General features: G+C 44.0%; 25 protein-coding genes, 1 tRNA gene, 1 other RNA gene and 1 pseudogene. 12 read left to right on the forward strand and 16 right to left on the reverse strand.

Annotated features, from left to right (window positions below):
• Positions 1–46 precede the first annotated feature (46 nt).
• A complete protein-coding gene (locus EQU50_RS05435; protein ID WP_130154126.1) occupies positions 47–958 on the reverse strand; it encodes a hypothetical protein in 912 nt (303 codons plus the stop codon).
• A gap of 411 nt (positions 959–1,369) precedes the next feature.
• Between EQU50_RS05435 and EQU50_RS05440 the strand changes: the two genes are divergently transcribed.
• The 7 genes from EQU50_RS05440 to EQU50_RS05470 all read left to right on the forward strand — a co-directional run bounded on the left by EQU50_RS05440 (position 1,370) and on the right by EQU50_RS05470 (position 6,493).
• Entirely contained in the window at positions 1,370–1,594 is a 225-nt protein-coding gene (locus EQU50_RS05440; RefSeq protein WP_130154127.1) for a hypothetical protein, read from the forward strand.
• A 400-nt stretch (positions 1,595–1,994) separates the two neighbouring features.
• Positions 1,995–2,906: a LysR family transcriptional regulator gene (locus tag EQU50_RS05445; RefSeq protein ID WP_130154128.1), complete on the forward strand. Its 912-nt coding sequence runs from the start codon at positions 1,995–1,997 to the stop codon at positions 2,904–2,906.
• A 17-nt stretch (positions 2,907–2,923) separates the two neighbouring features.
• On the forward strand, positions 2,924–4,225 hold the full coding sequence (locus tag EQU50_RS05450) for an MFS transporter (RefSeq protein WP_130154129.1): 1,302 nt from the start codon (positions 2,924–2,926) through the stop codon (positions 4,223–4,225).
• 45 nt (positions 4,226–4,270) lie between these two features.
• Positions 4,271–4,651: a transfer-messenger RNA gene (gene ssrA / locus EQU50_RS05455) on the forward strand.
• A gap of 34 nt (positions 4,652–4,685) precedes the next feature.
• Positions 4,686–5,162, forward strand: a complete 477-nt coding sequence (locus EQU50_RS05460) for an SspB family protein (protein ID WP_207216323.1) — start codon at positions 4,686–4,688, stop codon at positions 5,160–5,162.
• The gene (locus tag EQU50_RS05465) at positions 5,163–5,924 is read left to right on the forward strand and encodes a type II secretion system protein (RefSeq protein ID WP_130154130.1); all 762 of its coding nucleotides are present in this window, start codon (positions 5,163–5,165) and stop codon (positions 5,922–5,924) included. It abuts the gene before it with no gap.
• A 5-nt stretch (positions 5,925–5,929) separates the two neighbouring features.
• Entirely contained in the window at positions 5,930–6,493 is a 564-nt protein-coding gene (locus tag EQU50_RS05470) for a 5-formyltetrahydrofolate cyclo-ligase (RefSeq protein WP_130154131.1), read from the forward strand.
• A gap of 20 nt (positions 6,494–6,513) precedes the next feature.
• Here the strand turns inward: EQU50_RS05470 and EQU50_RS05475 are convergent, their stop codons facing one another.
• The 5 genes from EQU50_RS05475 to EQU50_RS05495 form a co-directional block, all read right to left on the reverse strand.
• A complete protein-coding gene (locus EQU50_RS05475; RefSeq protein WP_130154132.1) occupies positions 6,514–7,797 on the reverse strand; it encodes a hypothetical protein in 1,284 nt (427 codons plus the stop codon).
• 336 nt (positions 7,798–8,133) lie between these two features.
• A protein-coding gene (locus tag EQU50_RS05480; RefSeq protein ID WP_130153196.1) for an IS5 family transposase occupies positions 8,134–8,897 on the reverse strand; the annotation gives its coding sequence in 2 pieces (ribosomal slippage) (positions 8,134–8,562 and positions 8,565–8,897; 762 coding nt in all).
• Between the two features lie 231 nt (positions 8,898–9,128).
• A complete protein-coding gene (gene rpoD, locus EQU50_RS05485) occupies positions 9,129–11,033 on the reverse strand; it encodes an RNA polymerase sigma factor RpoD (protein ID WP_130154133.1) in 1,905 nt (634 codons plus the stop codon).
• A 28-nt stretch (positions 11,034–11,061) separates the two neighbouring features.
• Positions 11,062–12,864: a DNA primase gene (dnaG, locus tag EQU50_RS05490; protein ID WP_130154134.1), complete on the reverse strand. Its 1,803-nt coding sequence runs from the start codon at positions 12,862–12,864 to the stop codon at positions 11,062–11,064.
• A 68-nt stretch (positions 12,865–12,932) separates the two neighbouring features.
• Positions 12,933–13,364 carry a DUF29 domain-containing protein gene (locus tag EQU50_RS05495; protein WP_130154135.1) on the reverse strand — a complete coding sequence of 144 codons (432 nt, stop codon included), beginning with the start codon at positions 13,362–13,364 and terminating at the stop codon, positions 12,933–12,935.
• A gap of 141 nt (positions 13,365–13,505) precedes the next feature.
• Between EQU50_RS05495 and EQU50_RS05500 the strand changes: the two genes are divergently transcribed.
• The gene (locus tag EQU50_RS05500) at positions 13,506–13,991 is read left to right on the forward strand and encodes an outer membrane lipoprotein (protein WP_130154136.1); all 486 of its coding nucleotides are present in this window, start codon (positions 13,506–13,508) and stop codon (positions 13,989–13,991) included.
• Between the two features lie 120 nt (positions 13,992–14,111).
• Here EQU50_RS05500 and EQU50_RS05505 read toward each other — a convergent pair.
• From EQU50_RS05505 to EQU50_RS08370, 6 genes are all read right to left on the reverse strand, one after another.
• Positions 14,112–14,187 (reverse strand) — tRNA-Glu (locus EQU50_RS05505).
• Between the two features lie 74 nt (positions 14,188–14,261).
• Entirely contained in the window at positions 14,262–14,582 is a 321-nt protein-coding gene (locus EQU50_RS05510) for a helix-turn-helix domain-containing protein (RefSeq protein WP_165380351.1), read from the reverse strand.
• Positions 14,583–14,676: 94 nt separating this feature from the next.
• On the reverse strand, positions 14,677–14,940 hold the full coding sequence (locus EQU50_RS05515) for a hypothetical protein (RefSeq protein WP_130154138.1): 264 nt from the start codon (positions 14,938–14,940) through the stop codon (positions 14,677–14,679).
• Between the two features lie 75 nt (positions 14,941–15,015).
• On the reverse strand, positions 15,016–15,867 hold the full coding sequence (locus tag EQU50_RS05520) for a hypothetical protein (RefSeq protein WP_130154139.1): 852 nt from the start codon (positions 15,865–15,867) through the stop codon (positions 15,016–15,018).
• Between the two features lie 335 nt (positions 15,868–16,202).
• Positions 16,203–17,711, reverse strand: coding sequence for an ankyrin repeat domain-containing protein (locus tag EQU50_RS05525; protein WP_165380352.1), 1,509 nt, complete (start codon positions 17,709–17,711; stop codon positions 16,203–16,205).
• A 70-nt stretch (positions 17,712–17,781) separates the two neighbouring features.
• A complete protein-coding gene (locus tag EQU50_RS08370) occupies positions 17,782–18,798 on the reverse strand; it encodes a hypothetical protein (RefSeq protein ID WP_165380353.1) in 1,017 nt (338 codons plus the stop codon).
• 248 nt (positions 18,799–19,046) lie between these two features.
• Here EQU50_RS08370 and dcd point away from each other — a divergent pair, with 248 nt between their 5' ends.
• On the forward strand, positions 19,047–19,601 hold the full coding sequence (gene dcd, locus EQU50_RS05535) for a dCTP deaminase (protein WP_130154142.1): 555 nt from the start codon (positions 19,047–19,049) through the stop codon (positions 19,599–19,601).
• An 11-nt stretch (positions 19,602–19,612) separates the two neighbouring features.
• Complete coding sequence (gene murA, locus EQU50_RS05540; protein WP_130154143.1) at positions 19,613–20,881, forward strand: UDP-N-acetylglucosamine 1-carboxyvinyltransferase; 1,269 nt, start codon at positions 19,613–19,615, stop codon at positions 20,879–20,881.
• Positions 20,882–20,962: 81 nt separating this feature from the next.
• Here murA and EQU50_RS05545 read toward each other — a convergent pair whose 3' ends face one another.
• From EQU50_RS05545 to EQU50_RS05555, 3 genes are all read right to left on the reverse strand, one after another.
• Complete coding sequence (locus EQU50_RS05545) at positions 20,963–21,577, reverse strand: FMN-dependent NADH-azoreductase (RefSeq protein WP_130154144.1); 615 nt, start codon at positions 21,575–21,577, stop codon at positions 20,963–20,965.
• Positions 21,578–21,734: 157 nt separating this feature from the next.
• Entirely contained in the window at positions 21,735–22,547 is an 813-nt protein-coding gene (locus EQU50_RS05550) for a cell division protein FtsQ/DivIB (RefSeq protein WP_165380354.1), read from the reverse strand.
• A gap of 44 nt (positions 22,548–22,591) precedes the next feature.
• Entirely contained in the window at positions 22,592–23,527 is a 936-nt protein-coding gene (locus EQU50_RS05555; RefSeq protein WP_130154146.1) for a D-alanine--D-alanine ligase, read from the reverse strand.
• A gap of 179 nt (positions 23,528–23,706) precedes the next feature.
• On the opposite strand from EQU50_RS05555, the gene EQU50_RS05560 reads away from it, so the two are divergent.
• Both EQU50_RS05560 and murJ read left to right on the forward strand, forming a co-directional pair.
• Positions 23,707–24,105, forward strand: a complete 399-nt coding sequence (locus EQU50_RS05560; RefSeq protein ID WP_130154147.1) for a hypothetical protein — start codon at positions 23,707–23,709, stop codon at positions 24,103–24,105.
• A gap of 82 nt (positions 24,106–24,187) precedes the next feature.
• Complete coding sequence (murJ, locus tag EQU50_RS05565) at positions 24,188–25,738, forward strand: murein biosynthesis integral membrane protein MurJ (RefSeq protein ID WP_130154148.1); 1,551 nt, start codon at positions 24,188–24,190, stop codon at positions 25,736–25,738.
• Here murJ and EQU50_RS08660 read toward each other — a convergent pair.
• Positions 25,688–26,092: pseudogene (locus EQU50_RS08660) on the reverse strand (phosphatidate cytidylyltransferase); the annotation flags it as partial. The gene murJ and the pseudogene EQU50_RS08660 sit on opposite strands and share 51 nt — an antisense overlap.
• Positions 26,093–26,200: the final 108 nt, after the last annotated feature.

Raw genomic sequence — 26,200 nt, forward strand, 5'->3', positions numbered from 1 at the left:
GGTTTATGGGGGGCAAGAGGCAGGAAAGAGGAAAATACAGGCAAAGTTAGGATGAAAAGGTATCTTCAAATTCACCATTTCTGTTGAGAAATTTTTTGATAAGGTCTGCGTTGAAATAGCCGTATTGATAAGACGCATCGAAAGCCTTTTGATGTTTAAGCCGTGCTTCAAGATAAGAATCTTTGGTGGGGTATCTTTTATGAAACTCAGCATGCTTTCCCAAGTCAGTGTAAAAGTTTTCCGCTATCTGTTCCTCAGATAAGGGGCCATCTTTGAAACGTTCTCCAAATCCAATATATTGGTTATTTCCAACGCACACGACATTCTGACCTCGTGATGCCCCATCGTCAACTATATTTGAGTAGTCTGGTATATTCGTTATGTACACGAAGTGTCCCTTTTCTCGTTTGCAAGTAGGCTGATAAAAGGGTTTTTCACCAATACCTTTTCCATAAGGTAGCTGGTTATATAAGCCTGGTGAGAACAACTCTAAACTTTTCTCAAAAAATAATTGGTCAACATAGGTCATGAACGAATTTTTCCCAAGAATTTTCGCTAATGCAATACTTCTAACAGCCTTGCCTGCTGTTAAGCACTCAAGACTTGCCTTACGAAGAACAATGTCCTTTAGGGCAGGGAACAGTTGGGAAATAGCTTCGCCTTGAAAGACAGCCGTTGGAACATGATGACTACCCAAAGAAAGAATTTCCCATCGCCAATAGCTAGATTCTATGGAACCTCTTTTATCTGCTTGGACGTACGTCCAATTTTCATTAATGTTTTTATAGGTTTCTATCGCTATACGTGCCACTTCAGAATTTATTTCTTCTTGATTGTGAAGTGGAGGTTTATATATGGCTTTGTCCATTTCATCGTTTTGTTTTTCAATGGTTAAGTAATCCGATGCAGACAGAGATCCTAAAGACGAAAAAAATAGAATTAAAAGAAATCTTTTCATAATAAAAACCGAAGGTATGTAGAATTGTTTGTGCCTTTTATATGGCTTTAATATGTTTAATTTCAAGTAGAAATATAAAACTCCCTGCACATAAAATTATTCATGTGACATTTTATTTCACTTATAACGAATGAGCTAGCCTCGTGGCGAGTTCTTGTTTTGGACGATGTACCACAAGAGATAAACTGGAGGCAACCTCTACCTAGCTTATACCCTTCGCCTTTCAAAATCTGCTTTTCGAAGATCGCGTCACTTCGCGTCCTCATGTCCCCCTCTGTTCACTCCGGGCGCTCAGGATTTATTTTCAAATCCATTGGATATAGAACTATCTGGACCTTAATTTTTAGGCGTTGCAAAAAGATATAATTTTAGTAAAATAATAGATAGATGGCATTTTATGGTGATTGATCTATGCAAAAAGCTCCTATGGTGTTAGTGGTGATTTTAATAAATCTGCTTTTATCTATCCAATGTCCTGCAGTAGCCAAAGATAATGCTTTAGAGAATTCTTACTCCACCCCTAAACTATGTCCATCAAAATTAAAGAAGTTCTTTGCCATAGCTTTATTGTTATCAGATGGTAACTATTCTATGTCTAAAGGCATGCATAATTTACGCCGCCCCTCAAAGAAATAGATTAAAAAAATAAGGTTCCGCAGAAATAACAAAGGCTTTTGGCCGTGCGTTAAACGCATCGATGTATTGACGTATTTCTTCTTTTCTTTGTTTTTGCCAGTCTTTACGGCCATAAATGGAAAGACATAGATGAAAAGGTTTCTTTTTAGGACTTCTTAAAACCGTTTTGGGAGGAAGTAAGATACGGCCTTTTCCTTTTTCCCCGTTTAGGGTCAAGCCGTAGGCTTTCGGCGCCCCTGTAAAATTTGTGTACAAAACCTTCAGAGTATGTAATATAAACCCCTAGGATGGTGTCGTGTCTGAGGGGATGTCGTATGTTTTCGCTGCATTTCCAAGGAGAGGCCAGGCTTTGTATTCTTTACGAATAACTTAAGTCTGGAAAAACTTTAAGGGATGTAGAATGGATTGGGATAAGTTACGTGCCTTTCATGTAGTCGCAAGGTGTGGAAGTTTTGCTAAGGCAGCACAAGAATTTCATTTGTCTCCTTCGGCTGTTAGTCGCCAAATTGCTGATATTGAACACAGCTTAGGCGTCAGTTTATTTAATCGCCACCCCCGCGGATTAACGCTAACTGGGTCCGGTGAAATCCTATTCCAAAACACGGCAGAAGTTTTAGAAAAATTGCGCGAAACGGAGATGCTTTTAAAAAGTGATCGCAACGAAGCTAAGGGTTTGCTTCGTGTGGCTACGACTTTTGCCTTAAGTAATTCCTGGTTAACACGTTACTTGAAAAACTTTTTCGACCTCTATCCTGATATACAACTGACCATAATTGGTAACGATGATGAATTGGACTTACAAATTCGTCAGGCCGATGTAGCGATTCGAACGGCTTTGCCCCATCAGCCAGAGCTTGTACAGATTTATCTGACAACTTTTCATCTAAGGCTGTACGCTTCGAGGGAGTATTTAGACAAATTTGGCATTCCCAAGGAGCCAGAAGATTTAAGCCAACACCGCTTATTGGTTTACGGTGATGATGCACCTAACCCCTTCGGCAATATCAATTGGCTTTTACATTTTGGTTTACAAAAAAATCAACCCCCACGGACTCCATTTTTACGAATAAATTCTGCTTATGGTCTTACAAGATGCGTAGAAGCTGGTCTTGGGATTGCTGCTATTTCTAAGGAATATGCCATCGCTGAGACAACTGATTTAGTAGTTCTGCCGAATTTTATTGGACCGTCCGTTAAAATTTACTATGTTTATCCTAAATCTTTACAAAAATTTAAAAGGGTTACTGTTCTTGGTGATTTTTTAAGGGAAACTTTGGAAAAAGAAAACGCCGAACAGAATTCAAATAGCTAGGGCAAAAAATAAATAGTATGTCTTTTGGGCGCCTTCGGGTTAATAAACAGGTTGTTTTCGCAACATTAGGTAATTGTGTGGAGTGCTATGACGTCACTTTATACAGTTTTTTTGCAACGTTATTGGCGCCCCTTTTTTTTCCGTCAGACAGGCCCGGTTTATCCTTATTGGCTAGCTTTGCTGCCTTTGCCTTAGGTATGGCTATGCGCCCCTTAGGGGGCATCGTTTTTGGACATGTCGGGGATAAATATGGTCGAAAATATGCTTTAAAAACCTCACTTTTCTTAATTGTTTTACCAACGCTAGTCATCAGCTTGTTGCCAACGTATCAAGAAATTGGTGCAGCAGCCCCCATCGTTTTAGTTTCTTGTTTGCTTTTGCAAGGATTATGTGTCGGGGGGGAATATTCCGGTGCCTCAGTATTTGTCGTTGAGCATACAAAGAAAAGTAGTCCTGGTTTTTGGGGCGCTGTTCTTATTTCCTCTGGATTTTTGGGTAGCTTAATCGGAACATTGATGGGATACCTGTTCACAAAATATTTTGATCCTGCATGGGGTTGGCGATTCCCCTTTCTAATTGGCGGCGTTTTTGGGTTGATTGGCTTTCATCGTTCATACAAACTGCAAGAAACCCCTGACTTCCAAAAGATTATTGATGAAAAGTTGACAATTACAAGACCACTGCTCACTGTCTTGAAAAGCTACCCTCTAAATTTTATGTGCGTAATTTGTGTTGGTGGAGCTTCGTTTATACCCGTTTATGCCGCAACAACCTATCTGGGGTCCATTTTGTCCCAAGACTTGAACCTGGCTCATTCGCAAATTATGCTTTTTTATAGCCTGGCCATGGTCATCTATTTGGTTTTTCTTCCCATTATGGGGGCTTTGGGCGACCGTTTCGGCGCCAAAAGAATGATGATCTTAGGTGCCCTTGGTATGGTTTTCTTATCTTACCCTTTGTTTTGTTTATTATCGGCCCGCACGCTGATGGCGGCCATCATTACGCAAGTTGTTTTATCAATCTTGAATACCATTTTCTCAGGTCCCTCTTTATTGTTTAAAGCGGGTCTTTTCCCAACAACCGGTCGACATAGTGCCTTGGGAGTTGGATATAATTTAGGGGGCGCCATCTTCGGTGGCACAGGACCCTTGATTTGCGCCGCGCTTGTAGGGTGGTCGAATGATTATCGATCCGCAGGTTTATATGTAACGTTTGGTGGCCTTTTAGGGTTAATTGGGGTCTGCTTTGCCCGAAAAGTCGATCACAGCTTTGAAAAACAAGCTGACCAAGTGTCTAAAATTAAACAGCTGGTTGCCTAAAGCATTTTCCGAAGATTTATACTCCTTCTAAATGCAAAACTAAATCTTCTTGATTTCATCGCAAAAAGGTCTATCTTTATACTGTTGATGCAAATCAACTATGGCGATAAACATCATGTGAAATAGACGGAGCGGACCCGGGGGCGGTACCCGGCGCCTCCACCAAAAATATGGGGGCGAAATAGGATCGACGTACGTGATAAAGATATGATTTTTGCCCGGCATTGTTCCGCCGTTATCGGGCTATTTTTATAAGTGCCAATTTAAACAGCACTCGCTTAGGTGCAAACCGTAATCGTCGGAAAGCTGCAAATGCTAACCGCGGTCAACGTTTTGCAATCGCTGCCTAACCTTCAGTATTACTGTCGGTAAGGTTGTGAAACTTAGCGCGGTACGGGGGCAACCGGGCAACAGAATGCCCCCACTTTGTTAGGGATTTTAAAAGTTATTTGGGGTTCAAGTGAGCAAAAAAGATCAACTTGATTATGAGAAAATGGTTCAGGTAGCACTGGGGGCTGTTGTTCGTGAGGCTTTGTCCGTGGCTGCTAATTATGGTTTACCAGACCTCCATCACTTTTATGTAACGTTTGCAACCGACCACCCATTGGTACAAATTCCTGATTATTTGCGGGAACAGTACATGGATGAAATGACCATTGTTTTGCAGCATGAGTTTTGGGATTTAACGGTTGATGATACCCGGTTTGCGGTCACGTTATGTTTTGATGATATAAATGAACGGCTTGTCATTCCTTTTGAATCAATCATCAGCTTTGTTGACCCATCAGTTAAATTTGGTTTGCAATTTAGCCCTGAATATACAGCGCTGGAACCAGGTGAAGAGGATACTCAAGCGCCAATTACACCGGCTGTGGATGAAAACGGCAACCCCGTATCAAACGTGGTGACCTTGGATACGTTTCGCAAGAAACCCTAAATGAAGGCTAAAAAAGCTCCTTCCTCCTTTTCTTTGCCGGGATTTTCGTTGCTAGAAATAGCCATGGTGCTGTGCATAATTGGAATTATCGGCAGTTTTGCATTGCCCGCTCTGACACAGATGATGAAACAACAAAAGGTTCATAAAACAGAGCAACACCTTAACCAAATCACTCAAGCCTTGGCCAGCTTCGTTTTAACTCACAAGCGCCTACCTTGTGCTGCCGCACCTGGAGGTTCTGATGGCGTCAGTCAAAACGGCCGTGTCATTGGTTTGGTACCCTACAGAACTCTGGGCCTACCCGAAGCCACCGCCAAAGACGGATATCGCCACTGGATAACGTATGCCGTCGTGCCAGAGCTTACCAATACAGACGACCTGATGATGCCCCAAACAGATTCTGCCCCTGAAAGGGTTTTCTGCGAAATTAGTAACCCCCTTGCCGAGGTACAGGTTCATGACGCGCAAGGTCGATCGGTTATGCAAAATAGCAGGGGAGATTTTATCGCCTTTGTCTTGGTTAGCCATGGTACCAAGGGAGAAGGAGCCTTTACTGATGCTGGCAATCGAAGACCAACCTCTTCCCACGATAAGGCTGTGAATGCGGCCGATGATTTAATCTTCGTTGATCGCCAGCCATCTGCGGACCCGGACAATTTTTTTGATGATACCGTACGGTGGGTCACCCGCAATAATTTACTGGCTATTTATGGACAAAAGCCCTGTCAACGACGGGACGATGCCAATCACTCGCTTGATTAATCAAAATGGCTAAGCAAACGCAAAGAACCGACATGCTAAAGACTCTTGGGTTATTGGATTGGACTGCCATCAGTGATCAAATTAACCATCACCTACAGGAATATTTTGCCGGCAGATCTTCTTTGGTCATTGCCGGCTTCAGCCAACATCAATTTGAGCCCGACATTATGTCCTATTTGCAGTTTTGGCATCAACAGGGCGGGGTGTGCTGCCTGCCCGTGATTGTAGGCCCTGACCAAGCGCTTGCTTTCCGGCAGTGGAATGTTGATAAACCGTTGGTAAAGGGTGTTTATGACATTTGGACGCCCCCAGAGACGGAGCCTGAAGTGATTCCCGACGTGCTTTTGGTCCCCTTGGTTGCCTTTGGTCCGTTTGGCGCGCGCCTGGGGCGTGGGGGAGGATATTATGACCGGACCATAAAGGCTTTGCGAGGCAGGGTGCAAAAACCGCAGGTTATAGGGGTGGCTGCGCACCAGCAATTTATAGAATTCTTGGAGACAAACCCCCACGACGAACCCCTCGACGGCGTCGTGACCGACAAGGGGATTTGGAGTGAAGGGTTTAGGTAGGGCGTCCAAAATTACCTAAATTACATACCTCTATATCTATAAATTCTTGAATAGGGATTCGAAATTTCCATTAACATTGCCTCAACTGACTTCTTCGTTTCCTCATCACCCTGTACCCATTTATCCTCGTGACTTGACAGAAAAGACTGGACAACTTTTGGCATAATGTCTTTTAAAATCTGACAAGCTGCTAGCGCCTTTGAAAAAACTTTATCTTTTGAAAAAAGCGGTGATTTGAATAACGTTTCCCATTTGCTCAATAAATTCTCAGACCTCTTTTTTAAAGCTTCTTCGTACAATTTCAATAATTGATCTTGTCTGGAGGGACTAAAATGAAGCTTTTGAAACTTTTCAACATTTAATTCAGAATGAAACTGATCCGAAAAATGTTGCAGCCAATCAAATGCGCCTATAATTCCAGGTTCAGGTATGCTTGCTTTAACACAAGCAAACAGAGCTTGTGAAATTGCTTCGGGAGTGGTCGTTGGGTGTTGAAACGCTGCATACAGCAAGTTAGTTTTAATCTTTAGAGAAACGTGCTGATCGGTGGCAAGGCTCGTCATAATTCTGCGGAGTTGTGCTGGAGTTAGTAATTTCAACCCGTGCCCGTAACAAGATACCGTATATAAACTTTTTGGACAGCCATTCGAATCATTATAGGGGACATCCTCTTCCCAGTATATTGTATCGTCATCATCTTCACTGTATATCATATCGTCATCCATTTCGCCAAATAAGAGAATGGATGTAATTTGCCCGAATTCTTTCTTAGAGTATTTAATATCTTTTAGAGGATCTTTAGCAAAAATTTTCTGTTGAATTTGTTCATGAGATAATTCCGAAAGTACAAAGTGACTTTTTTTTGAATTTGGGGCTTTTCCTTTTTTTTCTTCTGAGGATTTTTCTAACCAAAAAACACGACCTTTGGGCTTAACTAAGTAAAGCCCAGAAACCGCACTATTATAAACCTCTATAATCTTATCTTTAACGAGCTCGTCTCTCTTGTCACTAAAGTCAACTGATTCTAAATTAGACTTACGCCACAAGCAGCCTGTATAAATTTTCTGAATCGCGTTATCAAATAGGGTGGGAATATAAAGATAGACGGCCCTATCAATTGGTTCAGGTCCTTGTGGAGCGGCGTAGGCATCAAAAATATTAGTTTTGGTTTCATCTAACCATGTGACCAGATCAAGTGCGGAAAATTGCCTTTCAGGCGCAACTTTTTGGTAAAGAGCCAACCACGCATCTACCTTGGGCTCATAAAACAGTCGGTGCAGCATTTCTCCATCAGCTGCCCTCATGTGTCCTGCTACGGCGTCCGTTAAGCGGCTGTTATCGTCATTTTTGTCTTTCAGAGGGGATGCTAATTTATCATATGAAAAATAGTGGTGCATCCAAGTTGTAATCTTACTTGGTCCTGACGCGTTTACCAGATCAGAATCAGCTGCTGAATTTGAAAAGGAAGAAGAGGAGGACGCCCATACTGACTGGCCGTGAAGACCAACAACACTGACAAAGCCTAGCAGTAAGACAGATTTAAAAAAACGTTTCATGCTAACGATCTCTTTCATTTGAGATTGATACCGTTAATGTAGAGACTATTTTTTAATATTCAAGGATTATTCTAGGGCGTGTCATCAATTAAGCCAAATAGCCGCAGCAACCAAATGTATGGCTCCCAGGAAGTTTCGAGCTGTTTTATCATATCGAGTGGCTATGGCTCTGTATTGTTTAAGTTTGGCGAAGAAGTTTTCGATGAGGTGCCGGGCCTTGTAGAGGTCTTTATCATACGAACAAGGGTTGATCCTATTCTTTTTTGGGGGAATGACCGCCTCACATCCTTTCTCTTCAAGTTTTTTTCTCATACGTTCGTCTGCGTCATAAGCCTTGTCAGCTAAGACGGCACCAGCTTGCGTAAGGTTATCTATTAAGGCATCGGCACCTTCTAAATCGTGATCTTGTCCGGCTGTTAAATAAAACCCTGTTGGATTTCCCAACGCATCACAGGTGGCATGAATTTTGGTGCTTAATCCTCCTTTGCTTCGTCCAATCGCTTGGTCAGCTGAGAATTCTTTTTTTTAGCACCAGCACTGTGCTGATGAGCACGCACTATACTTGAATCAATCATAGCGTATTCATTGTCAGCATCTTGGCTTAATAGCTCAAAAATTTTCTTCCACACACCTGATTGGCTCCACCTCGAATGGCGTAGATGAATAACTCTAAAATCCCCAAAACGTTCCGGTAAATCACGCCACGGAATTCCAGCTCGATATCGATATAGAACGGCTTCTATAAATAGGCGATTGTCTTTTGCTGTTGCACCAACATATCCTTCCCTTCCAGGTAGCATACCCTTAATGCGATCCCATTGATCATCCCGTAATGCGTAGCGTCTCACCGAAAAAAACCTCGTAAAATTTTTCTCAATTAAAACAGAAATCTATGACTTATTCAATTGATGACACGCCCTAAATCCAAAATGATTTTGCGAATTCTTTTGAGTCTTTTTAATGCCCTGAATGTCATTCCCGTGCAGACGGGAATCCAGACAACAATACAACTGGACCCCCGCGTAGGCGGGGGTGACAATCGGGAACAGCCGCGTGGCCATCCAGTTTTACTAAGTTATCTATGTATCCAAAAAGCTGCGCAACTTGCGTGACCGGCTTGGGTGCTTTAATTTGCGCAAAGCCTTCGCCTCGATCTGTCGAATACGCTCACGGGTCACAACGAACTGCTGACCAACTTCTTCCAAGGTGTGATCGGTGTTCATACCAATACCGAACCGCATCCGCAAAACCCGCTCCTCACGGGGGGTCAAGCTTGCCAAAACCCGGGTGGTTGTTTCCCGCAGGTTCGCATGAATCGCTGCATCAATGGGCAAAACAGCGTTCTTATCTTCGATAAAATCACCCAAATGACTGTCTTCTTCGTCACCGATGGGGGTTTCCAAACTGATGGGTTCCTTGGCAATTTTCATCACTTTACGAATCTTGTCCAAAGGCATCATCAACTTCTCCGCCAACTCCTCTGGCGTGGGTTCACGACCAATTTCATGCATGATCTGACGAGAGGTGCGCACCAACTTGTTAATCGTTTCAATCATGTGCACAGGAATACGAATGGTACGCGCCTGGTCGGCAATCGACCGCGTAATCGCCTGGCGAATCCACCAAGTTGCATACGTTGAAAATTTATAGCCACGGTGATATTCAAATTTATCAACCGCCTTCATCAAGCCAATGTTTCCTTCTTGAATCAAATCTAAGAACTGCAGTCCACGGTTCGTATACTTTTTCGCAATCGAAATCACCAGGCGCAGGTTCGCCTCGATCATTTCTTTTTTTGCCCTGGAAGAATCACGTTCCCCCCTTTGAACAACCGCAACGATTCTGCGGAATTCACTGAAAGGAATGCCAATTTTGGTCTCAACTTTTTCAACTTCTGCGACCAAGTTTTCCAAATCGGTCGTATGCGCCTCTAAAAACCTTAGCCACGTTTTATGGCTTTGCTTTTGTAATTCCTTCAACCAGTTTTGGTCGAAGTTATGCTTGGTAAACAGCTGTAAGAACTGATCCCGTTTGATGCCACAGATTTCAGCCTGCGTCGCTAAATTTCTCTCTAGCGTCGCAATGCTGCGGTTCAGAATGTTGTGCTGTTCAATCAGTTCTTCGATGCTGTCGATGCTCAGCTTTAATTCGTCAAAATTCTTTATAAGATTCTGTTTAAGATTTTTATAGGACTCATCGTCTGCAACCAACGTTCCCTTGGTTTTCAAAAGATGTTTTTGATGCCCAAACAGTTGAGCATACATATCAACATGATTTTGGAATAAACCAATAACCTTTGTCTTTGTTGCATCATCGACTTCGGGGACAACAGGGGCTTGAACACCTTCTTCAAGCAAATCAGTGACTATCTCGTCTTCTTTTAAATCAAGATCAGCGTCCTCTTGATTGCCAGTATCTATAATTATTAAGTCACGCAATGACAAGCGACCCTGTTCTAGATTTTCTCTCCAATGATTCAAAACCTGAGCCGTAACAGGGCTTTCGCAAAGACCGCCAATCATGGTTTGATAGCCTGCCTCGATGCGCTTCGCGATGGCAATTTCCCCTTCACGAGACAATAATTCAACGTTGCCCATTTCGCGCAAATACATGCGGACAGGGTCATCCGTGCGACCGGCAACTTCTTCCTCAGATTCCTCGTTGCTTTCGTCAAATTCAAATTCTGAAGTCGGTAAAGGCGGCGTTAAATCGCCTGACAAAAATGTTTCTTCCGCCTCGTCACTGTCAACAATGTTAATGCCCATTTCGGCAATCAAGGTCATTGATTCGTCTATTTGGTCAGAAGAGAGCTGGTTTTGGGGCAAAGCCTCATTCAATTCGTCATAGGTGATGTAACCTCTTTCCTTACCCTTTGCCAAAAGTCTTTTTAAAGACAAATTGCTTTTGCTCAGTTCGATTAGAGGAATGTCAGCCTCTGCTCCTGTTGAAGGGATGTCAATTTTTTTAGGGTTCTTTATAGCCATAATGATTTGTATACTCCTTAAAAACGGGTCAAATCGGGAAGATGTTTTTCAACGTCTTCATTTTTTGCCAAGATTGGTCATCAAAAGATTTCTTTGTGTCTTCTTGCGCTTGTTTAAGATCATTTTTTACTGCTTGCTTCCATGTTGTTTGTTGCCAAATATCTTGCCATCGCTCTAGGGCAAGGTCTGGGTCGCTGCCATGCATGGCAAATGGAGCGTGCAAAAACAGTTCTTTGTCAAACAACGCATCAAGTTCTGAGGCAAATCCCAGTTCATGTAGTTTGTCTTTTAAAGTCTGTAAATTTTCTTGGGAATAGTCTAGCATGCATTGCCTCATATTCTGCCAGCTTTCTTTTTGAAATTCAAGACCCGCGAACTTTTCGAACACCTCTTTCAATAAAGTAGGGTGCGTAATCAAAGTTGCCAATAATATTTTATGGGCTAGGGTATTTTTTTTATCGGATATCCTGGGAAGAGGCAAAGATCCTAAATTCACCTGAGGTTTGCCCTTTTTCAGGGAAGGTAAAAAACGTTTTTCTTGGTACCACAACCGATTCAGGCGCTCAGTCACATCCAATTCATAAAACTTGCGCATGTCTGGATCTTGAATTGTTTTGACCAAATCAAATACCTGGCGCTTAAACTTCGCCTTGCCTTCAGGGGTTGACAGGGCCTCTGCCGGCTGTATTTTCATTATATTGGTCCACATGCTGTCAATCAGGCTGAGAGATTGATCAAGCATCCCTTTAAACGCAGAGGGTCCCCTTGCCTTCAAAAAACTGTCTGGGTCTTCGCCAGCAGGCAGATAACAAATCTTGAGGCTTTTATCGGCCGTTAGCAACGGCAGCGCTCGCTCAATTGCCCGAAAAGAGGCACGCACACCAGCCTGATCACCATCAAAACATAAAATCGGGGAAGGATGGCGGCGCCACAATAAATTCAACTGCTGCTCTGTCAAGGCTGTCCCAAGGGGAGCCAAGGCTGTCGTGAATCCGCCTTGATACAATGATATGACATCACAATACCCCTCCACAAGAATGGGGGGGATATCTTTGTTAATATGCTTAAAAGCTTGATGATAATTATAAAGAACATGCCCTTTATGAAAAAGAGGGGTCTCTGAGGAATTAATATATTTTGCCTGATCCGCCGTTTGATCCTTTGATCCGATAATGCGGCCACCAAAGGCAAGAACACGGCCTTTAACATCGAAAATGGGAAACATGACCCGGCCACGAAACCGGTCATAAATTCGCCCACCATCATCTGTTTGAATCAAAACGCCTGCCTTTAAGATTAAGGCCTTATCAAATCCTTTTTGCGTCAAGGTCTGGGACAAAGACCCGCCGCCCTGTTTTGGGTCTGGGGCAAAGCCTAAGCGAAATTGGGTTTGGGTTGATTGACTAAACCCGCGCTGGGCCAGGTACTCACGCGCCCCCTCTCCACGGCTTTGTTGAAGACTTGTCTCAAACCACTGACAGCTAAACTCCAAAATTTTATACAAATCAGGAGGGGGAGCCTTTTCGGGTTGTCTCTCCACCTCTTGTATCGTAATGCCCGCCGTTTCAGCCAGCTGGTGGATGGTTGCCTTAAAATCCAGGTTATGTCGTTGCATGACATATTGAATAACATCCCCGTGGGCGCCGCATCCAAAACAATGATAAAAACCCTTGTGGTCATTAACGGTAAAAGAGGGGCTTTTTTCAGAATGGAAAGGACAGAGTCCATGGAATTCATGCCCTTTACGTGCAAGCTTGACATCGCGTCCAATCACCTCAGACACGTTGACGCGCTCTCGTATCTGTTGTGTGTAAAGCGATAAATCAGTCATGACACTACTTTCGATAACACGTCATTACCAGGAACCGCAGGCGACCTAGCAATCCAGACAACAACTTTTCAATCAGGATAAAATTCGTCATCTAAACATTGCTCAAATGTGTAGGGGCAAATTTGAGGCATCAATTTTAGATCAATAGGCGTTTCTTTTTGAATGATTAATTGTGCTTTTTTATAGGCAACAGAAAATCCTTCGGTCACTTTGCTTTTTAAACTTGGGCTATCTTGAAGAAGCTCCTCTAATTCCATACGTTGCATTTTAATGCTACCTTCCCAACTGCGACCCCTAAAATCTGGTTGATATTGCCATTTAAGAAGATGGAAAATTAATTGAGCAAGCCTTGAAATCAAAGCGTGTTTTTTGTTATTGCCCATATCCTCCAGTTCCTCTATCAAATGTTCTATGTCCATTTCGTCAAACCTCTTTTGTTTAAGAAACGCTATGTTGCCTGTCACCCAACCATAAAAATCTTCTTCATACTTTGGGGTCATCGCTTTTTCTCCTCATTCCTTGGTCCTTCCATCCTGTGATTATATACTGATCACTCGTGAAATGGTTAAAACAGTTTTGCTACCGCCCATAAAATTTGCCTATAATAGCCAGGTATATAAAATTTTACTAAATGGAAAGCAATGATGAAAAATATTCTTGTAGCCTCAGCCGTTATCGCTTCTGCTTTGCTCAGCACTGGATGTGCACCTAAGTTGGGCGGCAATGACTACAGCGTCAAGGGCGCTGGTGAAATCAGTCAAACCCAAAAGGGTGTTATCGTGGCGGCTCGCCCTGTTATGATTAATGCCCAGGATGCTAGCCAACCTGGCGCTGGCTCGGTCATTGGTGGTCTGTCAGGCGCCTTATTAGGCTCGCAAATCGGCGGCGGTAAAGAAGGCCGCGTTGTGACGGGTGTGTTAGGTGGCCTGGCCGGTGCTGGCGCTGGTCATTTGATTCAAGGGAAAGTGACAGAACAAGAGGGCGTGGAATATCAAGTCCAGCTTGACCGAGGTGACGTTATTACCCTGACCCAAGGGGCCGAGCCGAAAATGAGTGCAGGTCAAAGAGTGTTGGTCGTTCAAAGTAACCGCGACCGCAGCCGCATTGTTCCTGATTTATCACATTAAGTTGTAACATCACGGATGTCATTCCCGCGAAGGCGGGAATCTATAAAACACAACTGGACCCCCGCTTTCGCGGGGGTTACAAAAAAACCCCGGAAAATTATCCGAAAGTATTGTTAATTCTGGTGCCCCCTACGGGATTCGAACCCGTGTTCCCACCGTGAGAGGGTGATGTCCTAGGCCTCTAGACGAAGGGGACGATGCTGCACACTAGCGAATTTCACATAAGAATTCAATAAACTTATTGACCAGCATTGGGGAAATTTGGTTCGCTTAAGAATGTAAGGCTTTCTCCACTAACTCCGCATTACGCGAAATAGCATACAAATAGGATTTTGTTGCCAAATCAGGCGCACGACGCCCATGTTCCCAGTTTCTTAACGTATTAAGATTGATTCCAAACCGTGCAGAAAATTCAGCTTGAGACATTTTTAACTGTTCCCTTATTTCTTTGGCGTTAAGAAGGTCTGGGATTTCTATCTTCTTAAGCCTTTCAACATGAGACACCTTGGCTTCCCTAGTAGAGCTACCTTTTGCGTAATCTAAGGCTTCTTGAAGAGAGTCAATAAGTCTTTGTCCAGTTGTCGTTTCCATATTAGCCTCCATAAATCTTGCGAAACTGTTCGGTTAGTGCCCGAAGAATCCCTAATTCTGATTTGCTTAAATCTATTTTTTCAGACTTTGCATACTACACATCTAAAAAGAAGAGAGGGGATTTATTGTTGTGGTAATAATAAATCACACGTGCTCCTCCAGATTTACCTTTTTGTTGAGCAGAAACTCTAACCTTCCTTATGCCGCCGGAATGGGGGATAACGTCTCCGATGTCAGGGGTGCTGGCCAGAATTTGCTTTAAGTCATCAAGTTCTTCTGATTTCAAAACTCCTTCAGCGTGCTTCATAAAGCTAGCTGTTTCAACAATTGTCAGCCATTTATTAGTTTCTGTACCCATATATGTATGTATAGGTCAATGACCTACGTAAGTCAATGACTTATATTGCATGGTGTTTTCTGAGTAGCAATAAACTTATTCACCCTCTTTTTGCCAGGTGCCTCTTCCAACGGAAAGGTATTGGTTTATGCTGTCATGATTAGAGGCTGCCGCCTGATGATACGCAACTGCGTCCGCTTTCATGCTGGCTGATGCGCGCCTATCTTTCGCTTCTAATTCTTCATATTTGTCTAAAATGATTTGTCTTAGGCGCGTTAATTCATCAACCTTGCCAGGTTTCACAAAATTATACTTCCCCATCAAAATCGTGGGGGCATTATCTTTAATTTCCTTTAAAATTATGCTTTTATCTAAAATATGATCAAATACTACCTTATCTTCAATGGCACTAAGCATTACTGCCATAATCTCGCATAAACCATCAAATTGAGGCTTGGAAAGATCAGGCGCCATAATGTATGCAGCGGCAATGATGCGATATAATGTTTTGGGTTCCTGTATTCTTGTTCGATCGTCGCCAACAGCATATTCTGAGAAAGGGTCGTATTCTCCGCTTTTTATAATGGTTCGAATGAGATCAGGCCTAGGTTGTCCCTTAAATGCGGCTTCATTTGTAGAAGTATTGTATGACATACCAACAGCCTTGAACATGACTCTATTCAGGCAATCAGCCTTGTAGTAATTCCACCCTTCTATTTTTCTAGCATCCTTTAGCAACCCATATAACTGAACAGAGGTTAATTCACTAGAATCCTTCGAAAATTCAGTCAGCTTAATCAATGCATTTATTGAACCTTCTTGCACATCCACTTGTCCCTCTAAGCTACTGGACGCTGCCGCCGATGCGTAAACGCCTGTATTAAACGCAATAACGAAAGCAGATACAAGAAGCGGAAGGTGTAACTTTTTTATCTTAAACTTTAGCATTTTCAGGAACCCTCTTTTAAAACCTTAAGAATATATTCAAATTAATCAAATAAAATATTTTCTATTTTATTTGATCTCTTGAAAAAAGAATGTACTGATTATTTTACACATAAATAATTAAGATATTCAAACAAAAAAGGTTTTGATGTCAATCTGACGATTCTTGCGGAAGATAGTTAGGTTTTGTTTTGTGGGGGTATGGAAAGGTTAGGGGGAGCTCTTACCCCCCCCTATTTATTGTGGGCCAGTTTTGTCCGATGAGTACAAACCGCTAAACCCAAATTCTTGAAAATTCAAAACCAGCGATGAGTCGCCATTTATGCAACACAGCCTGATTAATGTGCCGACACCCGTTCATCCGTAAAGTCAGCTATATCTTTGTTAATACGGCCAAAAGTAGCAGAAACAAAATCTTCATCGATTCGACCGCCTCGTTCTGTTCCTACCTTGTTCTGGACAGCTTCTGCAATCTGGCAATAGGCAAATTCTTCATAGTCATGCTTTTTTTCATAACGACCTTCTGATAAATTTTTTCTAAAGGCCACCTGTGCAGGCTCTGAGCAATCCATAGCCTCTTTAGCTGCGACAATAAAGCAGACAATCTGATGCTCAAGAAGCTGAGCTGGGCTTGTTTCGTCTATTAAGTCGTTCGCCAACATACGTAAAAGATTGAATGGTGCGTTTTCTTTTGGCTGATCTGGCTTGTAGCGCATCGCTTGGTAACGCCCTGCATCTTTCAGACTGTTTACCATAATTCGAAGCTCTAGTCCTTGGGCCTTTCTTTCAAAGTCGATACCAAACGCCCCTCCGGTTGATAAGATTTTTGTTCTGCAATGCTGTATTCTATCCATAAGATCTTCAGACTTAAGCGAATAAGGTCGCGGTAAGGGAAGTGCACCCAAACTCCTCAAAGCAAGGTTATGGACTTTAGTATCGTCGCTAAAACCTAGTTTTTTCTTCATATAGTTTGATCTTATGTTTGCGATTTTTCCCCATGTTTCCAATATTTCCGATTTTTTACTATCGTTTTCTAAGCTCCCGCCATTCCAGAAAGGATCCTCTTCCGTAATCTCGGAAAATGCACTCATGCTGGATTTGTCTAAGTTAACTAACTCCTTCATTTGTGGTGTTAAAGTTGGAGCTGTGCTGCTGAAGTTAGAAAGTGCTGTTGGCTTGGGCGCTCTTGCAGCTGATTTTATAGTTGATAGGAATTCTCTTCTTGATTTTTCTTTTTGAGCTTCATCCTCAGTTACGGTTGGTATCGCTGACGGTGCTGAGGAAGCTGCTCCCGCTGCACCTGGTGCGGCTTTTTGTATTTCTTGATTAACCTCTGCTGGTTTGTTGGTCGCTGTAGCAACTTGTCCTTGCCCCCCTAAAGCTACTGCAGTCGAAACCTGAGATGTATTAGAAGAAATTTCCAATGCTTCCCTAGCATCTTGAGGAAAATTCGGATCGTTTTTTGCATACATCAAAGGCGTTTTATCAAAAACGTCTTTATCTTCAACCGATAGGCCTTTCGCTTTCAAAAATTCAATAGAACCTTTGTTTTTTGCAAAAAATAACGCTGTTTGACTCATGGAATTTGTCGCCTTGACATCAGCGCCCTTTTCTACCAGTAACTTAGCCTGCGCCGCATTATTAGATTGGACCGCTATCATTAAAGGTGTGCACCCGGCAAGATCCGGATCATTTATAGTCATTTTTTCCTTTAATTTCTCGATTAATCCAGCATCCTGCGCATAATGCATTAAAGAACGACCATAAGAATCTCTTACAGTTATATCATCCCCGTCATTTATTAATTCCAGCGCTTTTTCTATATTATTTGATTTAACCGCCCTCATAAGTGGCTTATCCTTTGGGGAAGGTTGTCCCTGCCTCCCTGGAGCTCCTGGTGTCGAAACCTGAGAATTACTAGAAGCTGCAGGTGCCGGCGTCATAGGGGTAGTAGTGGTTGGGAGCAGTGGTATTGGTAGTTTGAGAAGCTGCTGCGCCTTGTTGTGAAGGTTGTTGACCAACTGCTGTTGGGTTGGCCGTTGTAGCAGGTTTTTCCTGCGTCTCTGAAGAAGCTCTAGTAGAAGCCAGACCTTTATTAGAAGCTGCCGCTGCCGGCGTTATAGGGATCGGAGCAGCAGTAGAGGTAGCAGTATTAGTAGGGGTTGGAGTACGGTTAGGGGTAGGGGTAGGGGTAGTAGGGGTTGGAGCAGGGGTATCGGTAGTTTGAGAAGCCGCTGCCGCTGTCCCGCTAATCTTCCTTGTTTTTTTTGCTAACTCTTCAAGCAAAAGCTTTTGTTCTTCTTTTTCTTTCTTCTCTTTTGCGGCTTGCTCACTAGCGGAAAGTTTTGGTTTTTTGTTGAGATCTGCTTTGGCTATGGCTTCAGCTGCTAACCTCTCACGCTCATCCTCATCTTTTTGGGCCCGTGTCTTGCCAGTACCCTGCGTGAGCTGATCGTCGTGGGGGGTTTGGGAAACGGCTTCTGAAGGGGCTGAAGCGGCTGCTGCTGCCGACTGAGGAAGTTGGCCAACTGGTGTTAACGGTGTTTGTCCCTGCGTCGCTGAAGCATCCGTCAAAACCTCATCTTTATCAGACTTTGTTGCTGCCGCTGCTGCCGCAACTTGTTGGTCCGCCGCTTGTGATGTCTGAGGGGTGGTTGAAGAAAAAAAGGGGCGACTGGCAGTACGTTTTCTTCCTGGAAGGGTGGGTCTCGCCGCTATCTTTGCTTTCGATTCCTCGTTCAAAGCTTCTGCGGCTTTCACGGCAGCCTCTCTTTGGCCGGATGTTTCTAATGCGGATGAATCATTTTCCTTTTTCCTCATCAGCAGTTCATAGGGGGTGAGTTGCCCAGGTAATAGAGCTGAACCATAGGCACTAATAGACATAACCGATATAAAAAATAAAAAACCGGCAGTTAAAGATGTTTTTCTGGACATTGCTTTGCCCCTCAAAGTTATATTTCACATGACGATGTTATAATGCCGATTATGGTAATATTCAAGGGAATTTGTTCGATTCCTTAATAATAAACGACTCCTATTTCTAGCCAAGTGCAACACGTTATATAGCAATGAAAAATGCCCTTGCCACAGGTACCACCTTAAATTTTTTCTGATTTAAAACACTTGCCTAATGCTTTAAGGTTGGGACAATTGACACTTAAACACACAAAAAAGCTATCCTCATGTCTATAAAAGCTGACCGTTGGATTCGCGAGCAGGCCATCAACCACAAAATGATTGAACCCTTTGTGGAATCGCAAAAGCGTGAGGGGGTTATCTCTTACGGCTTATCCTCTTATGGCTATGATGCCCGCGTTGCCCCTGAGTTTAAAATTTTCACCAATGTCGATAATGCTTTGGTTGACCCCAAGAATTTCTCTGACACCAGCTTGGTGCACCGCAACACCGATGTCTGTATTATTCCCCCCAACAGTTTTGCCTTGGGTCGCACGGTTGAATATTTCCGCATACCCCGGGATGTTCTGGTGGTGTGTTTGGGTAAATCAACATATGCCCGGTGTGGCATTATCGTGAACGTAACCCCGCTTGAGCCTGAATGGGAAGGGCATGTGACTCTGGAGTTTTCAAACACCACGCCCTTGCCCGCCAAAATTTATGCGAACGAGGGTGTCTGTCAGTTCTTGTTTTTCCAATCAGATCAGACCTGTGAAGTTTCTTACCGTGACCGCATGGGCAAGTATATGGGCCAGACCGGCGTTACCCTTCCCAAATTATAAAGTGATCAATTATGACATTAACTAAAATTCGTATTGTCGGGGGCAACCCTTTAAAGGGGTGCGTTCGTATCAGTGGGGCCAAGAACTCAGCCTTGCCTTTAATGACTGCTGCCTTATTAACCGATCAGCCATTGGTCCTAAGCAACGTGCCCTTTCGCCTAAGCGATATTCAATTTATGGGTGATTTGCTGGTGCAACACGGCGTTCAGATTAACACCCAAGAAGACGTGGTTGAACTGCATGCCCAGGACATCACCAACACGACAGCCCCTTACGATATTGTTCGGAAAATGCGCGCATCGATTTTGGTTTTGGGCCCACTTTTGGCGCGCACGGGTCAAGCCAAAGTTTCTTTGCCGGGTGGCTGTGCCATTGGAACACGCCCAGTTGATATCCATATTAATGGACTGCGTCAATTAGGCGCCACCATAGAGCTGAGCGAGGGGTATATTCAGGCCCATGCCAGCAACGGGTTAACCGGCGCCGACGTGACGATGCCGGTGGTCAGCGTAACAGCGACCGAGAATTTGATGATGGCCGCCACCCTAGCCAAAGGCCAAACGCGCCTGATTAATGCGGCTCGGGAGCCTGAAATTGTTGACCTGGCACACTGTTTAACAGCCATGGGGGCCCACATCACAGGCGCTGGGACTGACACGATTACGATTCAGGGTGTTGACCGGTTGAGAGGGGCCCACCATCGCGTTATTGCCGACCGTATTGAAACCGGCACCTATGCCATGGCTGCGGCCATCACGGGTGGCGATCTTGAGCTGACGCACACATCAGTTGATTTGGTGACAAGTTTGGTTGCGACCTTAAAGCAGGCCGGCGTAGACATTCAACCAACGGACACGGGATTCAGGGTCCGTGCCTCAACTATTCCCATTCAAGGGGTGGACGTGATGACCGAACCTTACCCAGGGTTTGCAACCGACCTGCAGGCGCAGATGATGGCGGTGATGAGCATTTGCCAGGGGGCATCGATGGTGACGGAAACCATTTTTGAAAATCGATTTATGCATGTGCCAGAGCTGTGCCGTATGGGGGCCAATATTACGGTTCATCATTCATCGGCCCTGGTTCGGGGTGTGAAAAACCTAAGCGGTGCGGAAGTCATGGCGACTGATCTGCGCGCCTCTGTTTCTTTGGTTTTGGCAGGCTTGGTCGCCCATGGCGAGACGATGATCAGCCGCGTTTACCACCTGGATCGGGGCTATGAACAACTGGAACAGAAACTGAATGGCTGCGGCGCCATGGTGGAGAGGATAGCGGGGTAGGGGGAAACGAATCTCCCCCCTATGATACTTTTCTCAGACGTATTATTACTATCGTCTGACTTATGCGAAACGGCAGTGGGCTTAAATTCCCATGGCTTTATGCATGATTTCTTGAGTTTGTTTAATTTTTTCAGACAAAGCTTCTGGACTGGTGCTGGTGCCTTCCACCACAAAAAATTCCATCGATTCAAAGCCCAAAAATCCAAAAAGCGTTTGTAAATATGGTTTCAGAAAATCCATTGCTGCTATTGGTCCTGTGTATCCTTCTCCGCCATAAGCAAGGCAGAAATAAACTTTTTTGCCGGTTAGCAAACCCTTGAAAGATTTACCGTCGTATGAAAAAGTCTCTCCCATACGAACAATATGATCGATCCATGCCTTCAACGCCGAAGGGATTGAAAAATTGTAAATCGGTGCGCTGATAAGGATTTCATCCGCTGATTTAAGTTCGGCAATCAACTCGTCCGATAGTTTTACCGCCTCTTTTAAATCGGGGGTTAACTGATCGGCCGGCGTATAAAAACCAGTGATCGTGGTGTTCAAGATATGCGGTATGGGCTGTTCAATGATATTGCGAACAACTACTGTGCCATTTGGATGGGTACTCAGCCAATCTTTTTGGAAAATATCGGCCAGATGCCTTGAATGAGAGTTTGTAGTTCTTGCACTGCTGTCAATGCGGAGGAGTTTCACCATGGCGGGTCCTTTTAAAATGGGTTGTTGTAGTTGCTTGTCGTCTTTACTTGAACATCCAATAAATGTGACAAAATCTTGCTAATTTTTCAACAAATATTAATTTAATGTTATTTTATAACGGGGGAGTGGGAGAGGGGAAAATGACTCTTTTCCCCCTTTACGTTTCCTTACCCTTCAGCTTAATTCTGATGGCGGCCTCGGGGGAAAGGCGCAGCACAATTTGTTCGCGATTTCGAAGATCAACCATCGAAACATCGCCTTTGTGAATTTTGCCTTGTTCAATCAGCAAAGAAAGACGGGCTAAAGACTCCTCGGGTTTTTGCTCTGACAATTTGACCAGAATGGAATCTTTAAAGGTTATATCCCAACGGCGTTGACGGACCCGTGTCAGCACCTTGACCCTTTCCAGAATCTTTGGAAATTTCTCAAGCAGCGTCAGAATTTTGGGCGTATGCAGGGGCGCATCAGGCCCAATCACCAACGGTAATTGTTGAAATTGATAAAGCTTGGCGTTTTGAATAACCACCCCTTCACGGTCAACCAAATAAAGGGTTTTTTGATGTTGCCAAATGGCAATGGGGTACCGTTCCGAGATTTTTATATACAGTTGATCAGGCAGTTGCCGTTCAATATGGACGCTTTTGATCCAGTCTATTTTCTCTAGCCTTGATTTAAGATCGTCCAAAGAATGGCCAAAAATAGGCTCACCCCGCTTTGCATTGACGGCCTGACCTACAACCTCTGGTTTAATGAACTCCCTGCCTTCAATGAAAATCTCTTGAATCTGAAAGCCGCACTTTCCAAGGCCCGAAATAAAGCAAGACTCCCCAAATGACAAAAGAAGCTGGGGATACCCCAACCACAGACCAAGTGGCAACGCGATTAGGGCCGTGATCGTTGAGGCATTAATAAACCAACGGCGCCATTGTTGCCGTTGGCGCTGGCGACCCTTTCGCGAAGGTTGAGCCATACTGACCGGAGCCAAACCTGCTGTTTTCTTTTTATTGCGACGGATCATGCAGAAACTATATCCCCATCACAACAGGCCGTGTCGATCAAAAGCTGAACCAACTGATTAAACGACATACCGTAATATCCAACGGTTTCTGGCACCAAAGAGGTCGGCGTCATACCTGGCTGAGTATTCATTTCTAACAAATAAAACGTGGGGTCCGGGGCTGTGTCATCATATCGAAAGTCAGCACGACAAACGCTACGGCAGCCCAAGGCATGGTAAGCCTTTTCCGATAGCCTTGAAACGGTTCCAAGGGCGCCCGCATCCAAGGGGGCCGGCATCAAGTGTTGAGCGCGTCCCGGTGTGTATTTCGCATCATAGTCGTAATAACCATCTTTAACCCTAAGCTCGATAGCGCCCACGGCTTTTCCATTAATGATGGAAACTTGAATTTCACGCCCGGGAATATATTTCTCCACCAAAACCTGGTCACCAAAAGTCCAGTTATTCAGGGCATTTTGATAGTCAGTTTCGGTGTAAATGATGCTAACCCCCCGGCTGGATCCTTCCCCAATTGGCTTAATCACATAGGGGAAATCCATGGGATGTGCTGCCTTCAGATCATCAAAACTAATGACTTTGTCAGCCGGGACGGGAATTTCGTGCTGTATGAAAATCTGGCGCGATAAAACTTTGTTCATGGCTATGGCTGATGCGGTCACACCACTGTGGGTGTAGGGAATTTGCATCATCTCCAAAACCCCTTGGATCACACCATCTTCGCCCCCTACACCATGCAAGGCATTGAAAACGATATTAGGTTTAACATCGGTAAGGAGTTGAACCAGGTCTGGCAAAGATCGCGTAACGTCAATAGGGGTTACCCAATATCCTAATTCCTTAAGAGCTTTAACGACCTTGACACCTGAACTGAGCGAGACTTCCCGTTCCGAAGACCATCCGCCCATCAAAACGGCCACATGTTTTTTTTGCATATATAAAATGATTAGTAAGTTGCTGTTGGGATTATACTAAACAGTATTGTTTTAAATCTCGACTTTATTTTTTTTCGTTAACGGTTTTTTAACAAGGATCACCTATTATCTAGCTTAGGACAGGGCCAAAACAGTTGGTTCTGGGCTGTTCATCTTTATATAATTTTAGGATAACAACCATGATGACGAAAAAAAATATGATCATAGCTGCTGTATTATTGTTGAATCTTGGTTCGATGGCTAAGGCTGACAGCATACTAGACGTAAGTTCATGGTACAATCTGGCCCATGACGCGCATCCTTATCTGCCTCGTAATCCCTGCATATATGTAGCCAATCATAGCAGGAGTGTTGTCGACTTGCGTTTTACATATAGTGATGGGTGGCATCTGGATTATAAACTTCATCCAGGTAACAATTGGATTATCCCTTCAGGAAAGACCAGTGGAGGCATCCTTAGTGTTCCAAATACAAGGGCTTCAACCGTTGCATACACTTACAATGCGGGCCATATTCTAAGCGATGAGCGTGGTCAGCCTAAAATTAATGAACCCTTTATATACGTGCAACTACCATAAGCGGTCATAAAAAATAATCTTGCAATTTACGTAATAAATTGCCTAATAGGCTGATTGGGAATCAACTGATTAGCCTTCTTTTATGCGTCTTGTTAAGTCTGCCCTTTCGGTAGCATTTTTTACCATCCTGAGCCGCCTGACGGGCTTTGTGCGCGACGTGTTGATGGCCAAGTACATTGGCACCGGCCTTGTGATGGACGCCTTAGTCATTGCCATTAAAATTCCAAGCTTTTTAAGACGTATATTTGCTGAGGGAGCCTTTAACGCATCCTTTGTGCCCCTGTTCGCAAGCCTAAATGTAGAATCGCCCCAAAAGGCCCAAGACTTCATGCAGCATATCTTAACCCTAATGACAACCATTTTGATTGGCGTCGTGATTGTTTTTGAAATTTTCATGCCCCTGGTTATCAAGGTTTTTTTGGTGGGGGCTAAGCCTGAGCTGTACCACCTGGCGATTTTTTTCTCACGCATAACGTTTCCGTTTATTTTGCTGATTTCTCTAACAGCTTTATTTAGCGGCGTGTTGAACTCTATCGATAAATTTGCCCTTGCCGCCTCCTCTCCATTGGTTGGAAATTTAAGCATTATTGCGGTATTAATGGTTTTTGACCCACTGCAGATCGCCCAAGGAACCGATGTCGCTGTGGCGATTATGGGCTCTGGCCTCACCCAGTTATTATGGGTGGCTGTTCCTTGTTGGCTGTGTGGTATCAGGCCTAAGTTTCGCTTTCATGGAAGTTCCAGCCCAGGCGTAAAATCATTCGGAAAACGAATGATTCCGGCAGCCATAGGATCTGGGGCTTTACAAATTAATTTGATGATTGATGTGATGATGGCATCTTTGCTGCCTATTGGGACGAACTCTTTCCTTTATTATGCTGACAGGCTGTATCAATTGCCCCTCAGTATTACCGGCACAGCCATGGGAACTGTTTTGTTACCCGTCTTGTCGCGCCTGTGGCAGGAAAAAAAGGTCGAATCAGCCCTTTATACCCAAAATCGTGCCATTGAATTTGCCATGTTAATAACGTTGCCAGCCATGGTGGGGTTGATGTACCTGGCAGATCCTTTTGTAAAGGTTTTGTTTGAAAGGGGCAAATTCGATGTCATCTCGACTCAGGCTGTCGCCTCCACCGTATTTGGGTTCTCAACGGGTCTGCCTGCCTATATCTTAATCAAAATATTTAGCAGCAGTTTTTTCGCCCGCCAAGATACCGTGACGCCTATTCTGACGGCCCTTGCCAGCATGGTCATTAACATCATTTTAAATTTATTGCTGATTTTCAAATACAAGCATTTAGGGATAGCCCTGGCCACATCGATCGCCGCTTGGGCAAACGCGGGGTTATTGGGGTACCTATTGTATCGCCGAAAATTGATTGCGTTTGATAAACCCCTGGGTCATTACTTGGTTAAAACGGCCATAGCATCGACCATCATGTTAGGCTCTTTAGTTGTCGTTTATTCGGCGTGCCACTCTTGGCTTGAAGATATCGAGTTCCTGCATCGTATCAGTGCCGTCGTTTTGTTGCTTGCCGTTGGGTCGACCGTTTACATGCTTTTTTGTTACGCCCTGGGTTGCCTAAAATTTCGAGAGTACGAAGAGAAGCTTGTAACAGATAGCCACAAATAATAAGCTATCTAACCGGTCTAACAACCCACCGTGGCCAGGAATAATCGTACCACTGTCCTTAACCTTAAAATGTCGTTTAACCCGTGATTCAATCAAATCACCCACTTGGGAAGCTACGGTTATGATCAGAAGAGTTCCCAGCAGCGATATAGGCAAAGCAATTGCGGCAAAACTATACAGGACCCAGCCCGCTGCTACGCCACATACCAAACCGCCAAAAAAACCAGACCACGTCTTACCAGGGCTTATGCTGGGGGCCAGTTTGGGGCCGCCCAGATATGACCCCACAAAATAGGCCCCAATGTCGGTGGCCCAGACAATACATAATAACCACAAAATCAACCAGGGTTCTGAACACCAAGTCAGCAAACAGACCATCGCGGTGGTGATGTAAAGGCCACCGCTTAAAAATATGCCAAAGCCTTTCACGGAAATAAGGGCTGTTTTCTTGTTCAACGCTAA

Origin of the sequence: Candidatus Finniella inopinata, assembly GCF_004210305.1 — a bacterium.
GTDB lineage: Bacteria > Pseudomonadota > Alphaproteobacteria > Paracaedibacterales > CAIULA01 > Finniella > Finniella inopinata_A.

What these genes read in the sequence shown, in the direction of transcription:
- dnaG (WP_130154134.1), bottom strand. Translation starts at nt 12,864, where the DNA reads ATGACTGATTTATCGCTTTACACACAACAGATACGAGAGCGCGTCAAC.
- EQU50_RS05445 (WP_130154128.1), top strand. Translation starts at nt 1,995, where the DNA reads ATGGATTGGGATAAGTTACGTGCCTTTCATGTAGTCGCAAGGTGTGGA.
- EQU50_RS05475 (WP_130154132.1), bottom strand. Translation starts at nt 7,797, where the DNA reads ATGAGGGCAGCTGATGGAGAAATGCTGCACCGACTGTTTTATGAGCCC.
- murJ (WP_130154148.1), top strand. Translation starts at nt 24,188, where the DNA reads ATGCGTCTTGTTAAGTCTGCCCTTTCGGTAGCATTTTTTACCATCCTG.
- dcd (WP_130154142.1), top strand. Translation starts at nt 19,047, where the DNA reads ATGTCTATAAAAGCTGACCGTTGGATTCGCGAGCAGGCCATCAACCAC.
- rpoD (WP_130154133.1), bottom strand. Translation starts at nt 11,033, where the DNA reads ATGGCTATAAAGAACCCTAAAAAAATTGACATCCCTTCAACAGGAGCA.
- EQU50_RS05465 (WP_130154130.1), top strand. Translation starts at nt 5,163, where the DNA reads ATGAAGGCTAAAAAAGCTCCTTCCTCCTTTTCTTTGCCGGGATTTTCG.
- EQU50_RS05500 (WP_130154136.1), top strand. Translation starts at nt 13,506, where the DNA reads ATGATGAAAAATATTCTTGTAGCCTCAGCCGTTATCGCTTCTGCTTTG.
- EQU50_RS05515 (WP_130154138.1), bottom strand. Translation starts at nt 14,940, where the DNA reads ATGGGTACAGAAACTAATAAATGGCTGACAATTGTTGAAACAGCTAGC.
- EQU50_RS05495 (WP_130154135.1), bottom strand. Translation starts at nt 13,364, where the DNA reads ATGACCCCAAAGTATGAAGAAGATTTTTATGGTTGGGTGACAGGCAAC.
- EQU50_RS05550 (WP_165380354.1), bottom strand. Translation starts at nt 22,547, where the DNA reads ATGGCTCAACCTTCGCGAAAGGGTCGCCAGCGCCAACGGCAACAATGG.
- EQU50_RS05435 (WP_130154126.1), bottom strand. Translation starts at nt 958, where the DNA reads ATGAAAAGATTTCTTTTAATTCTATTTTTTTCGTCTTTAGGATCTCTG.
- EQU50_RS05560 (WP_130154147.1), top strand. Translation starts at nt 23,707, where the DNA reads ATGATGACGAAAAAAAATATGATCATAGCTGCTGTATTATTGTTGAAT.
- EQU50_RS05510 (WP_165380351.1), bottom strand. Translation starts at nt 14,582, where the DNA reads ATGGAAACGACAACTGGACAAAGACTTATTGACTCTCTTCAAGAAGCC.
- EQU50_RS05525 (WP_165380352.1), bottom strand. Translation starts at nt 17,711, where the DNA reads ATGAGGGCGGTTAAATCAAATAATATAGAAAAAGCGCTGGAATTAATA.
- EQU50_RS05470 (WP_130154131.1), top strand. Translation starts at nt 5,930, where the DNA reads ATGGCTAAGCAAACGCAAAGAACCGACATGCTAAAGACTCTTGGGTTA.
- murA (WP_130154143.1), top strand. Translation starts at nt 19,613, where the DNA reads ATGACATTAACTAAAATTCGTATTGTCGGGGGCAACCCTTTAAAGGGG.
- EQU50_RS05450 (WP_130154129.1), top strand. Translation starts at nt 2,924, where the DNA reads ATGTCTTTTGGGCGCCTTCGGGTTAATAAACAGGTTGTTTTCGCAACA.
- EQU50_RS08370 (WP_165380353.1), bottom strand. Translation starts at nt 18,798, where the DNA reads ATGTCCAGAAAAACATCTTTAACTGCCGGTTTTTTATTTTTTATATCG.
- EQU50_RS05520 (WP_130154139.1), bottom strand. Translation starts at nt 15,867, where the DNA reads ATGCTAAAGTTTAAGATAAAAAAGTTACACCTTCCGCTTCTTGTATCT.
- EQU50_RS05555 (WP_130154146.1), bottom strand. Translation starts at nt 23,527, where the DNA reads ATGCAAAAAAAACATGTGGCCGTTTTGATGGGCGGATGGTCTTCGGAA.
- EQU50_RS05440 (WP_130154127.1), top strand. Translation starts at nt 1,370, where the DNA reads ATGCAAAAAGCTCCTATGGTGTTAGTGGTGATTTTAATAAATCTGCTT.
- EQU50_RS05545 (WP_130154144.1), bottom strand. Translation starts at nt 21,577, where the DNA reads ATGGTGAAACTCCTCCGCATTGACAGCAGTGCAAGAACTACAAACTCT.